Origin of the sequence: Bacillus cereus group sp. BfR-BA-01310, from assembly GCF_022664325.1 — a bacterium.
In the GTDB taxonomy this organism is placed as follows: domain Bacteria; phylum Bacillota; class Bacilli; order Bacillales; family Bacillaceae_G; genus Bacillus_A; species Bacillus_A paramycoides.
This window is the reverse complement of the sequence record NZ_JAKUHD010000133.1, coordinates 1-200: the sequence shown is the minus strand read 5'-3', so window position 1 is coordinate 200 and position 200 is coordinate 1. Positions and strand designations below refer to the sequence as shown.

Below are 200 nucleotides of genomic sequence, written 5' to 3'. Positions count from 1 at the left end.
ACTTCACCCTGGACATGGGTAGATCACCTGGTTTCGGGTCTACGACCACGTACTAAACGCCCTATTCAGACTCGCTTTCGCTGCGGCTCCGTCTCTTCAACTTAACCTTGCACGGGATCGTAACTCGCCGGTTCATTCTACAAAAGGCACGCCATCACCCATTAACGGGCTCTGACTATTTGTAGGCACACGGTTTCAGG

Annotated in this window: 1 rRNA gene; it reads right to left on the bottom strand. The window is 52.5% G+C overall.

From position 1 onward, the window contains the following. Nucleotides 1-200 (bottom strand): 23S ribosomal RNA (locus tag MR109_RS30000); the annotation flags it as partial.